This is a genomic window from Kitasatospora sp. NBC_01300, from assembly GCF_041435235.1.
Lineage (GTDB): Bacteria > Actinomycetota > Actinomycetes > Streptomycetales > Streptomycetaceae > Kitasatospora.
In genome coordinates this window covers 5819096-5830427 of record NZ_CP108408.1, presented here as the reverse complement: position 1 = coordinate 5830427, position 11332 = coordinate 5819096, and the positions used below count along the sequence as shown (strand labels likewise).

At 72.5% G+C, this 11332-nt stretch carries 9 protein-coding genes; 2 read left to right on the top strand and 7 right to left on the bottom strand.

From position 1 onward, the window contains the following. Positions 1-3: 3 nt before the first annotated feature. The 3 genes from OG556_RS25790 to OG556_RS25780 form a co-directional block, all read right to left on the bottom strand. Complete coding sequence (locus OG556_RS25790) at positions 4-1218, bottom strand: serine hydrolase domain-containing protein (RefSeq protein ID WP_371519817.1); 1215 nt, start codon at positions 1216-1218, stop codon at positions 4-6. Between the two features lie 298 nt (positions 1219-1516). Next, positions 1517-4087 (bottom strand): ABC transporter permease, encoded by a 2571-nt coding sequence (locus OG556_RS25785; protein ID WP_371519815.1) that lies wholly within the window; start codon positions 4085-4087, stop codon positions 1517-1519. A gap of 3 nt (positions 4088-4090) precedes the next feature. Then, positions 4091-4825 (bottom strand): ABC transporter ATP-binding protein, encoded by a 735-nt coding sequence (locus OG556_RS25780; RefSeq protein WP_371522893.1) that lies wholly within the window; start codon positions 4823-4825, stop codon positions 4091-4093. 298 nt (positions 4826-5123) lie between these two features. Here OG556_RS25780 and OG556_RS25775 point away from each other — a divergent pair, with 298 nt between their 5' ends. Together OG556_RS25775 and OG556_RS25770 are read left to right on the top strand one after the other, a co-directional pair. Beyond that, the gene (locus OG556_RS25775) at positions 5124-6392 is read left to right on the top strand and encodes a sensor histidine kinase (protein ID WP_371519812.1); all 1269 of its coding nucleotides are present in this window, start codon (positions 5124-5126) and stop codon (positions 6390-6392) included. After that, a complete protein-coding gene (locus OG556_RS25770) occupies positions 6380-7024 on the top strand; it encodes a response regulator transcription factor (RefSeq protein ID WP_350880992.1) in 645 nt (214 codons plus the stop codon). Before OG556_RS25775 ends, OG556_RS25770 begins: the two co-directional genes overlap by 13 nt. An 89-nt stretch (positions 7025-7113) precedes the next feature. On the opposite strand, the gene OG556_RS25765 is transcribed toward OG556_RS25770, so the two are convergent. Genes OG556_RS25765 through leuD form a run of 4 tightly spaced genes read right to left on the bottom strand, consistent with a single transcriptional unit; the run spans position 7114 to position 11328 of the window. Beyond that, positions 7114-8427, bottom strand: a complete 1314-nt coding sequence (locus tag OG556_RS25765) for an MFS transporter (RefSeq protein WP_371519809.1) — start codon at positions 8425-8427, stop codon at positions 7114-7116. Then, a complete protein-coding gene (locus OG556_RS25760; protein ID WP_371519806.1) occupies positions 8424-9452 on the bottom strand; it encodes a TauD/TfdA family dioxygenase in 1029 nt (342 codons plus the stop codon). Before OG556_RS25760 ends, OG556_RS25765 begins: the two co-directional genes overlap by 4 nt. Further along, the gene (locus tag OG556_RS25755) at positions 9449-10648 is read right to left on the bottom strand and encodes a pyridoxal phosphate-dependent aminotransferase (protein WP_371519803.1); all 1200 of its coding nucleotides are present in this window, start codon (positions 10646-10648) and stop codon (positions 9449-9451) included. The genes OG556_RS25760 and OG556_RS25755 overlap by 4 nt, the downstream gene beginning before the upstream one ends. After that, positions 10645-11328, bottom strand: a complete 684-nt coding sequence (gene leuD / locus OG556_RS25750; protein WP_363585142.1) for a 3-isopropylmalate dehydratase small subunit — start codon at positions 11326-11328, stop codon at positions 10645-10647. The genes OG556_RS25755 and leuD overlap by 4 nt, the downstream gene beginning before the upstream one ends. Positions 11329-11332: the final 4 nt, after the last annotated feature.

Sequence of the window (11332 nt, the reverse complement as noted above, 5' to 3'; positions counted from 1 at the left end):
TGTTCAGGCGACGCGTCGCAGGACGCGGCCGCCGAACTGCATGTGGTCCGCGCGCCCGGTCTCCGGGTCGAGCAGGAAGCGGCCGAGGTGTTCCACCTCGGGCAGCCGCGGGTGCCGGGCGGCGAAGAAGCGCTCGCCTCGGCCGGTCAGGTCGTACTCCATCCCGTCGTCGTCGACCAGGACGGTGGCGCCGGGGTGCGCGCCGCCCGCCGCGCCGGCGCCGGGGCGGATCCGGTACACGGTCTCGCCGTTGGCCCACTGCCCGACGCGGTCCGACAGGTCCTGCGCGGCGCCGGCGGCGGGGCCCGGCGCGTAGCCGGCGACGTCCACGCCCTCGGCCCGGAGCTCGGCCAGCAGGTCCTGCCAGGCGCCGAGGCCGGCCGCGGAGTCGGCCTGGAGGGCGATCACGGTGCCGCGTTCCGGCTGGATCCGCAGGTGGCAGGTGGAGCCCGCGCCCACGCCGTCGAGACCGAGCCAGCGGTCGGCGCCGTTGCCGTACCGGGCCCAGCCGTGGCCCCAGCCGTCGGCCAGGCCGAACGGCAGGGTGTCGAAGGGCGGTTCGGCCAGCTCCCGGACGGCCTCCTGGTCGAGCAGGGCGGCGTGCGAGGCGTCGCGGTCGTCCAGGTGGAGCCGGGCGAACGCGACCAGGTCGGTGACGGTGCCCGCGATCGCGGCGGCGGGGGCGAGGTCGCGGGGGATCTCGTCGGCCGCCAGGAAGGCCGGCTCGATGTCCAGCGGCCGGAGCAGGAAGTCCGTCACGGCGTTGCGCCAACTCACCCCGGCGGCGGCCTCGATGACCTTTCCGGCCAGGGCGAACCCGGCGTTGGAGTACGAGAACGCGGTGCCGGGGGCGAACAGCGGGCCGGCCGCGACGGCGGCCCGCAGCCCGCCGTCGCCGGGGCCGTCGCAGACCATCCCGGAGGAGTGACTGAGCAGGTGACGGGTCGTCAGTGTCAGCTCGGCGAAGTGCGGTTCGGTCAGGTACTCGCCGACCGGAAGGTCCAGGTCGAGGTCGCCGTCGAAGGCCAGCTGCATGGCCAGCGTCGCGGTGAAGAGCTTGGTGAGCGAGGCGAACGGCGCGGCGGGCGCCGGCCCGGGCTCCGCACCCGCCTCGGCGACGTGGAGTTCGCCGGCGTCGTAGAAGGCGCACCGGAGGGAGCGCACACCGTGTTCGCGCGCGAGCCGTCCGGCCTTTTCACGCCATGACTGTGAATTCACTAAAACCCACCCACCGCATTCACCGGAATCCGAAAAAGGCGCAGCACAACAGCCCCGTTCGGCCGTGTTCCGTCCACGGCTCGTCGGTACGGGGATTACGCAAAAGGGGAATTCGCTCTGGTGAATGCAGGCTAACACCGGGCGGCGGGGCCGGTCAGGGTCGTTAAGCGGCAGCCGAATGACCCTGGTTGCCGCACTGCGAAACGCCGTTCGACCTGCCCGGAAACCCGAAAACGCCGATGGGGTCCGCGGTCGCGGACCCCATCGGCGGGTCGGTGTGGCAATGGTGCGGGCGGAGCTACTCGCGCAGTCCGATGGCCTCCACCGGGCGGGCGCGCAGGGCGAGCTTGGTCGGCACCAGAACGGCCGCCGCGGCCAGGGCCGAGGTCGCCGCCACGATCGCCAGGTAGAGCAGCGGAGGAATGTGCGGAACCAGGGACCCGGTCAGGCCCATGCTCACCGTCATCAACGGCACGATGGGCACCAGACTGCCGACCACCACCGCGATCAGGATCAGCATCAGCGTCTCGGTGCGCATCATCCGCATGACCTGCTCGGGCGTCGCGCCCACCAGCCTCAGCAGCGCGAACTCCCGTGCTCTGGACAGCGTGGTCATCACCAGGGTGTTGGCGACGGCCACCGCGATGTACCCGAAGACCAGGACCAGCGGCAGCGCGCTGCCGAACAGGTTGGCCGTGCCGGCCTTCTCCTGGGCGGCGGACAGGCCGCCCTTGTCCTGGACGTGCACCCCGGGGTAGCGGTCGTTGAGCCCGGTGAGCTCGCCGATCACCTTCTTCTTGTCGGCGCCGTCCTTGGCCCGCACCAGCACCGAGTCGTACATCCGGCGCGAACTGTGCTGGAGCACGGTGTCGTAGGACAGGGTGATGTCGCCGAAGCCCAGGCCGCGCTTGTACACGGCGATCACCTTCGGCTCCAGCGTCTGCCCGTCGGGCATGTGCACCTTGATCTGGCCGCCGACGCCCGCGCCGAGCGTGGCCGAGGCCCCGCTGCTGATCGCCACCGTGTCCGTGGACAGGTTGTCCAGGGAGCCCTCGGAGACGTCCAGGTCGACGACCCGGCTCAGGTTGCCCGGGGTCAGCCCCTGCGCCTTGTAGTCGAAGATCTCCGGCGAACCGAGCATCTTCGTCGAGGCGAACAGGTCGACCCGCACCGTCCCGGCCGCGGCGTCCACCCCGTCCAGGCCGGCGATGAACTTCGGCGCGGTGACCGGCAGGCCGCCGGACTCGCTGGTCACCGTGTAGTCGGCGACCACGCCCGCCTGCGCCTGCGCCTCGGCCGCACCCGACGTGGTGGTCGGGATGAACAGCTGCACCGAGGCGAAGCCGATCGCGAGGATCAGCGGGCCGATGCCGGCCGCCAGCCGCCGGGCGTTGGCCCGGGTGTTGGCCACGGCCAGGAACCCGAGGGTCCCGAACCGCCGTTGGAACGGCGCGGCCATCAGCCTGGTCGCCTTCGCCACCACCGGCGGGGCCAGCATGAGGATCGCGATCACCATGATCAGGCCGCCGCTGCCGGCCGCGGCCACCGCGAAGATGCTGCCGAAGAACAGCGGCAGCAGCGACGCGCAGAAGCCGAGGACGAACAGCAGGATGCCGATGGCCACCCGGGCGCCGCCGATGCCCGGCTGCTCGGTCTGGGCCTCGCTGAGCGCCTCCACCGGCCGGATCGACACCACCCGGCGGGCCACCGCGAACGCCGCCACCTGCGCGGCGATCACACCGATGCCGACCGCGGCGATCGCCGGGATCGGGCCGTAGGAGAACTCGAAGTCGTCCGGCAGGATGCCGATCGCACCGAGCGCCCCGCGCAGCACCCCGGCGGCCAACATGCCGGGGAAGCAGCCCAGGATCGAGGCCACCAGCGAGATCACCAGGGCCTCGCCCGAGATCATCTTGTGGATCTGCTTGGGCGTCGCGCCGACCGCGCGCAGCAGCGCCAGCTCGCGCCGCCGCTGGTGCACGCTGAGCGCCAGGGTGCTGCCCACCACCATCATGGTGATCAGCACGACGGTGCCGCCGAGCGAGCCCGCCAGCTCCTTCAGGCTGCCCCGGGCCGAGGCCACGTCCGGGTTCTCGACGCTGCTGCGCCCGTCACCGGTGTAGACGTCGATCGCGGAGCCCTTGAGCGCCTTGTCGATCCGGTCGCCGAGCTTGCCGGCGTTGGTGTCCTTGGGCGCCAGCACGCCGATGGCGCTGACCTGGTCGGTGCGGCCGAACAGGGTGCGCGCCTCGTCGTCGGAGAAGAACACCGGCGGGGTGCGCAGCGCCCCGCCGCCGCCCTTGTAGGTGACGATGCCGACGATCTTGTACGAGCTGGCGTCCCGGGTGGAGGCGATCTTGACGCTGTCGCCCACCTTCACCTTGCGGTGGTCGGCGACGGACTTCTCCAGCACCACCTCGCCCGCCCGCTTCGGCTCGTCGCCGTTGCGGTCGTACGGGCCGAGCGCTGCCGCGCCCCAGTTGGTGCCGTTGGACGTCCGGTCGTCGGCGCCCTTGACCAGCTCCTCGCCGTCGTTGGAGACGACCTGCGCGGGGAAGGTGAGCACCGGGACGGCCTTGTCGACGCCCTCGGTCCTGGCGACCTTGTCGACCAGGTCGATCGGGACGCCGACGGCGTCCTTGAGGTCCTTGGACTTGCTCTTCTTGGCCTCGTGGACCGTGAAGTGCTTCTGACCGCCGACCACGACCGCAGCGCCGGAGTAGCGCTGGACCGGCACCCCGTTGCCGATGCCGGACTGCAGGATGATTCCGAAGGCCGTGACGAGCACGGACGCGCCGAACAGGGCGACGAACGCCCCGACGAACCCGGCCTTACGCTCCTTGACGGTCTGTACGACGAGCCTGAACACGTCTCACCACTCCCCCAGCCGGGTCATGCGCTCGGCCACCCGGTCCGGAGTGGGGTGCGTCATCTCCTCCGCGTAGCTCCCGTCCGCGAGGAACACCACGCGGTGCGCGTAGGAGGCGGCGATCGGGTCGTGGGTCACCATGATGACCGTCTGCCCGAGGGTGTCCACGACCTCGCGCAGCAGCGTCAGCACCTGCTTGGCGGTGCGGGTGTCCAGCGCGCCGGTCGGCTCGTCCGCGAACACCACCTCGGGCCGCGCCGCCAGCGCCCGGGCGATGGCCACCCGCTGCTGCTGGCCGCCGGACAGCTCCGAGGGCCGGTGGCTCATCCGGTCGGCGAGACCCACCTGCGTCACGACCTGCTGCAACCACTGGTTGTCCGGCTGGCGGCCGGCCAGCATCAGCGGCAGGGTGATGTTGTCCGCGACGGTCAACGCCGCCATCAGGTTGTACGCCTGGAAGATGAAGCCGACCCGCTCCCGGCGCATGATGGTCAGATCGACCTCGCTGAGCTGCGCCAGCTCGGTACCGCCGAGCACCACCGAGCCGGCGTCCGGGCGGTCCAGCCCGGCGGCGCAGTGCAGGAAGGTGCTCTTGCCCGCCCCGGACGGACCCATCACCGCGGTGAAGGTGCCCCGGGCGAAGGCGAGGGACAGATCGCGCAGCGCGTGCACGGCCCCGGCACCCTTGCCGTACGTCTTCCGGACCCCGTCGAGGCGGACGACCCAGTGAGCGTCCAGCGCGGCACTGCCGTCCGGTCGCGGCGGCGCCGCGTACTCCTCCTCCGCGGCCGCGCCCTGGAACTCCTCCGTCCGCGCTCCGCGTCCCTTTCTGCTCACTTCCGGCCTCCACCACTCGCACGCACTACTTGACGTTCACGAAGGTAAGTCCTGGAGCAGGTGCGGAACCAGGGCACGAACTGGAGAGTCGATGGTGCAGAAAAGTGCCACCCACCGCCGCATTTGGGACGGTGGTAGGGTGATCGGGATGACGACTCGGAGGATCTTAGGAGCCGTGCGCGCCCCCAGCATTGCCGAGTTGCGACGCTTACAACCCGAGCAGTGGGTCCGCCAGACGGTGATCCGTTTCCCTCCGGCCGCCGGCTACGTCCTGCTCTGCCTGATGACCGGACTCGCCGGGCTGCTGCTGTTCTACCTGATCGCCATCATCTTCGCGCTCTGCCTGGTCGGAACGGGCTTCCTGCTGCTGCCCAGGACACTGCGGGTGCTGCGCAGGTACGCCGAGGTCCACCGCCGGTGGGTCGGCCGGCTGCTGGAGACCGAGGTCCGCACGCCCTACCGCGACCTGGAGCCCGGCCGCACCGGCCCCCGCAAGCCCTCCCTGCGCGACCCGGCCGTCCGCAAGGACCTGCTCTGGTTGATCACCCACGGCGTCGTCGGCTCGGCCCTGTCCATCTTCGCCCTGAGCATCTGCGGCAACGCCTTCAACTGGCTGTCCGCACCGGTGTGGTGGAAGCTCGCGTCGGGCGAGCGCAATTCCATCATCCTGATGAACGTCGACTCCTGGCTGAAGTCCTTCGTCGCGGTGTTCATCGGCATCGGCTACGCCGTGGTGGCGATGGCCGCGATGCGTGGGCTCGCCCTCGTGCACGCCCGGATGTCCCGCCGGCTGCTGACCGCCCGCCCCCGGGTCGCGCTCGCGCAGCGGGTCCGCGAACTCTCGGTGACCCGCGCCGAGGCGCTCGACGCGCACGACGCCGAACTGCGCCGGATCGAACGCGACCTGCACGACGGGGCGCAGGCCGGCATCGTCGCCGTCTCGCTGCGCCTCGGCATGATCAAGCGCGCGCTCGGCCAACGGCCCGAGCAGGTCCCGGAGATGGTGGACGCCGCCCAGAACCTCGCCGAGCAGGCGTTGGAGTCGCTGCGCCACCTCGTCCGCGGCATCTACCCGCCGGTGCTCGCCGACCGCGGGCTGACCGACGCCGTCCGGGCGCTCACCGCGCTGTGCGGGGTCCCGACCCGGATAGACATCGACGAGTCGGCCGGCGCGGCGCCCCGCGCGCCCGCCGCCGCCGAGGCCGCCGCCTACTTCGTGATCTCCGAGGCGCTCACCAACATCACGAAGCACAGCGGGGCGCGCAGCGCGCTGGTGTGGCTGCGGATCGCGTCGGACGCCATCTCGATCAGGGTCGAGGACGACGGCAAGGGCGGCGCCACCGAGGGCACGGGGAGCGGGATCCTGGGACTCCGGCGCCGGGTCGCCGCCTTCGACGGCACCACCGACCTGTTCAGCCCGCCCGGGGGCCCGACCGTACTGAAGGTGGAGATTCCATGCGGATCCTGATCGCCGAGGACAACGCCCTGCTCCGTGAGGGGCTGGTCCTGCTGCTCAACAGCGAGGGGCACGAGGTGTGCGCCACGGTGGACAACGGGGACGACCTGCTGCCCGCGCTGCTCGCGCACCGCCCGGACGTCGCCGTGGTGGACGTCCGGCTGCCGCCGACGTTCCGGGACGAGGGCCTGCGGGCCGTCGTCGAGGCGCGCAAGCAACTGCCCAACCTGCCCGTCCTGGTGCTATCGCAGTACGTCGAACGGGCGTACGCGACGGAGCTGCTGGCGCAGAGCGCCTCCGGGGTCGGCTACCTGCTGAAGGACCGGGTGGGGCGCGCCGAGGAGTTCCTGCTCGCGCTGGAGCGGGTCGCCGACGGCGGCACCGCGATGGACCCGGAGGTCATCTCGCAGCTGATGGTCCGCCGGGCCGGCGACGACCCGCTGTCCTCGCTGACCCAGCGCGAGCGCGAGGTCCTGGCGCTGATGGCGGAGGGGCGCAACAACGGCACCATCGCCGAGATGCTGTTCATCGCGGAGAGTTCGGTGAACAAGCACATCGGCAACATCTTCGCCAAGCTGAACATGCCCACGCCGGACAGCGGCCACCGCCGGGTGCTCGCCGTGCTCACCTACCTGCGGGCCTGAACGCCCGGAGGAAAGCACACGAAAGAGGGGCGGCGCCGGTCGGGCGCCGCCCCTCTTTCGTGTCCCCCTCCTCAACTCCCGGACGGGTGCTACCGGTTGTCGGGCAGGGCGGGGAAGGCGCGGACCGCGGGGGTGACGGCCACGCCGAGTGCGATCAGCAGGAACGCCGCCGCACAGCTCAGGACGGTGGGCACGGCGTGCACGGTCTCCAGCAGCAGCCCGCACAGCAGCGGGCCGAGCGCCGCGCCCGCGCCCATCGAGACCCCGATCAGGCCGGCCAGCCGGCCGCGCATCTCATCGGGGGTGACCATCATCTGATGACCCGCCACCAGGGCGGTGGCGGTGGGTGCGAGGAACGCGGCGGCCCCCAGCACCAGCCCGGCCGGCCAGCCGGTCGGCACCACCGCGAGCAGCGGCACCAGCACGGCGGTGGCCCAGGTCAGCACCATGAGCGCCGTGAACGGCGAGAGCGAGCGGCGCAGCCGCCCGGCCGCCAGCGCACCCGACACGCCGCCCGCGCCGACCAGGGCGCCGATGGCGCCGACCTCGGCACCGGACCGCCCGTCCTGCTGGGCCATCACCACCACGGCGATCAGCAGGCCGCTGAACACCAGGTTGAAGGCGGTGCCGAACAGCACGGTGGCGCGCACCGCCGGGTTGCCGCGCAGCCAGCGCAGCCCCGACGCCATCGCCTGCAACGCCCCCTCGGTCCGGTCCGCGTCCCCGCCCTCGCCCTCGCCCTTGCCCTTGTCCTCGGGCGACGACGCCGGTGCGGGCGCCGGCGCCGGCAGCCGCAGGAACAGCAGCGTGACGAAGGCGATCGCCGAGGTCACCGCCTGGGCGACGAACGGCAGCAACCGCTGGACGCCGTACAGGAATCCGCCGATCCCCGGACCGACGATGGTCGCGAGGTAGTAGCGGGCGGTGTTGCGGGTGACGGCGTCGGCGAGCTGCGAGGACGGCACGACGCTCGGCAACAGCGCCTGGTCGGCGGTGCCGAACAGCGAGGTGCACACCCCTTCGACCACCGCCACCACCACGATGGCCGCCAGCGGCGCGTGCCCGACCGCCACCAGCAGCGCGAGCAGGCCCAGTGCCACGGCCCGCCCGAACTCCGAGACCAGCATCAGCGTCTTGCGGCTGACCCGGTCCGCCAGCGCCCCCGAGGGAAGCGCCGAGAGCGCCCGGGACCCGGCGATCGCGAACTCGGCCAGCGAGGCCTCGAAGGCGGAGCCGCCGAGCCCGAGCACCAGCAGCGGGTACGCGATCAGCGTGCCCTGCGCCCCCAGCTGGGAGACCATGTTCGCGGTCCACAGCACGTTGTACTCGCGGTTGCGGGACAGCGGCGGCGGGCCCGGCTCGGCGGCCACGGCGGCATCGGCCGTCGTACTGCCCGAGGTCACTGCGGCGGGGTCGGCAGCGCCACCGCGGGCGCCGACGTCCGCTCCACCGGGCGGAGTTCGGACCACGCGTGCGCCCCGGCCATGCTCACGAACAGGTCGCGCGGCGGCACGAAGGGGGCCCGCCCGTGCGCCACGCTGATGTTGTCCACGATCAGGACCTCACCGGTGTGCACGTTGACGTCGATCTGCTGCGCCCGGTAGGCGGCCTGGAGCTGCCGGACGACCTCGTCCGGGATCTCGCTGCCGTCCGCGTAGAAGGTGTTGGTGGGCATCCCCCACGGGCCGTACTCCTCCAGCAGGAAGTCGGCGACGTCCTCGCGCAGGGTGCGGGCGTGGAAGAAGGTCAGGTGGTTGAACCAGGAGCGGACGCCGGTCTCCGGGTGGGTGGAGACGGCCCAGCGGAGCTGACGTGTCCTCAGATGGTTGCGTTCCAGCCACTCCAGCTCGATGCTGTTGGCGTCGCAGTAGGCCTTGACCTCGTCCGGGTCGCTGGTGCCGAACGCCTCCTGCCAGGAGAGGCCCAGGCCGGGGCGGAAGTTGCGGACGAGCAGGTAGCCCTCGCGCTCGAACCGCTCGGCGGTCTCCCGGGGCAGCCCGGCGTGCAGGGCGCGGCAGTCGGCCAGCAGGCTGGCGCCGCCGTCCGGCGACTCCTGGCGGCAGAAGAAGAACAGGTAGCGCGGGACGTTCAGGTTGTACGACTGCTCGGTGTGGAGGAAGATCTCCTCGGTCGCCGGGTGGTCGGTGGCCGTGAACACCCCGGGGTGCAGCTCGGTGCGCGGCGAGGAGCGCTCGGTGTAGTCGAGCGGCCGGCCGACGACGGCGTTGACGAAGGTGTCCAGCTCCGGCCACTCCTGCCAGTCGAAGCCGCTGAGCACGACGGCGCCGTGCTCGGTGATCCGCCGGCGGATGAACTCCCCCTGCTCCTTGCCGAGGTCGACCAGCCGGTTGCCCGCGGTCTCGGCGGTGATCCCGAGGACCAGTCCGTCGTGCCGCGCTTCGGTCGAGATGCTGATGGCGGTTGTCACGGAGTGACTCCCTTCTGCGGGCTGCGGGCGCGAAGCCGCTCGGCAGCGGTGTCGAGGGTCTGGAGTGGACGGTTGAAGGCGATCCGGACGTAGCGCTCGCCATCGGCCGGATCGACGAAGAACGAGGTGCCCGGCGCCACCAGCACACCGGTCTCGGCGAGCAGCGTGCGGACGAAGCGCGGGCTGGGCTCGTCGGTCAGCCCGTCGATCCGGGCCAGCACGTAGCAGCCGCCGGCCGGGGGCGTGAAGTCGAAGCCGGCGTCCCGCAGCAGCGCCACCGTCCGGTCGCGCCGCTCCCGCATCCCCGCCGCGTGGTCCCAGCGCTCCGGCAGCAGCAGGTCCGCGTCGGCCGCGGCGTGCTGGAGCGCGGCCGCCGCGCCGCCGGTGGTGGCCACGTGCACCTTGCGCAGCAGGGCGGTGAGCTCCGGCGCCGCGCGCAGGAAGCCGAGCCGCCAGCCGCTGATCGCATGGCTCTTGGAGAGGCTGCCGACCACCACGGACCGGTCGGCCAGGCCCTCGATCTCGGCGACCGAGCGGTAGCCGGCCGACTCGTAGACGTACCCGGCGTACACCTCGTCCGAGATCACCACGGCGCCCCAGCGCCGGCACAGCTCGGCGAGCAGGTCGAGGGTGCCGCGCTCCAGGACGACGCCGGTCGGGTTGGCCGGGCTGTTCACGATGACGGCGCGGGTGCGCGGTCCGAAGGCCGCGGCCAGCTCGTCCGGGTCGACGCTCCAGCCGGGCTCCCGCAGCCGGACCGGGCGCGGGCGGGCGCCGGTGAGGGCGATGGCGCTGAGGAAGTTCTCGTAGAAGGGCTCGAACACGATCACCTCGTCGCCGGGGTCGACGAACGAGAGCAGGGCGACGGCCAGCCCCTCGCTGCCGCCGACGGTGACGGTGATCTCGGAGCCCGGGTCCGGGGCGCCGGGCAGGGACGCGGCGATCCGCTCGCGCAGCAGTGCCAGCCCGGCCGGGTCCTGGTACTGGTGGACGCCGGCGCGCAGCGCGGTGACCGCCGCCTCGACCAGCCCGGGCGGCGTGTCGGGGTAGGCCGGGGTGCCCACCGCCAGGTCCACGGTGTTCGGGGGCAGCCCCTCCAGCAGCAGCGAGGCCAGCCCCCCGCCGGGCAGTTGGCCCACCCGCTCGGCGCCCAGGGCGCGGCGGGCCGGGGTGTCATGGTGCGTGGTGGCGCTCATCGGCTCACTCCCGCGGCGTCGGTCCGGAGCCGCTGTTCGGTCTGGAGCGGCGCTTCGCCCCGGAGCCGCTGTTCGGCCCGGTCGAACGCGCCGCGCGGGATCTCGGGCAGCCAGGACGGGCGGCCCGCCTCGTACGCCTCGATGTCCCCGCTCCTGAGCAGGGTCTCCGCGATCACGTCCTGCCCTTCGAGCAGCCGGGCCCGGGCCCGCGCGTCGACCGTGAACGGGTGCTCGCCGCCCGGCCGGCGCAGCAGGCCGGCCCGCAGGTCCACGGTGAGCCGCAGGCCCTCGGCGGACTCCGCGAGGTCCATCAGCTCCTCGACCACGGGGGTCGGCAGGTCGACCGGGACGAGGCCGTTGTTGAGGGCGTTGCGGCGGAAGATGTCGCCGAAGCCGGTGGCGACGACGGCGCGGAACCCCCAGTCGCGCAGCGCCCAGACGGCGTGCTCGCGGGAGCTGCCGATGCCGAAGTCCCGGCCGGCCAGCAGGACCGTCGCGCCCGCGTGGCGCGGCTGCTCCAGGACGAAGCCGTCCTCGGCGCGCCAGCGGGCGAACAGCGCGTCCTCGTAGCCGCTCTTGGTGACCCGCTTGCAGTACTCCGCGGGCAGGATCTGGTCGGTGTCGACGTCGTCGCGGCGCAGGGCGACCGCGCGACCGTGGTGCTCGACGAAGGGTTCCATACTC